Genomic DNA, 221 nt, shown 5'->3' with positions numbered 1-221 from the left:
GCCGAGGCTCTTGATGAGATCTGTGCGGTGCTGGACCCGTTGCTGGGTTGTTCGCTGCGCGAGGTGATGTTCAGCGATGCCGATGGTGTGCTGAACGAGACCGGGTTCACGCAGCCGGCGTTGTTCGCGTTCGAGGTCGCCCTCTACCGGCTCCTCGGCTCGCTGGGTGTGGTGCCGGACGTGCTGGCCGGTCACTCGGTGGGTGAGATCGCTGCCGCGCA

Annotated in this window: 1 protein-coding gene; it reads left to right on the top strand. The window is 66.1% G+C overall.

The window, feature by feature from the left end:
- On the top strand, positions 1-221 hold a 221-nt coding region (locus tag ACLQ2N_RS36115; protein WP_425820051.1), incomplete at both ends, for an acyltransferase domain-containing protein.

Origin of the sequence: Streptomyces sp. DT224 (assembly GCF_049844595.1) — a bacterium.
GTDB lineage: Bacteria > Actinomycetota > Actinomycetes > Streptomycetales > Streptomycetaceae > Streptomyces.
This window is presented reverse-complemented; position numbering and strand designations above follow the sequence as displayed.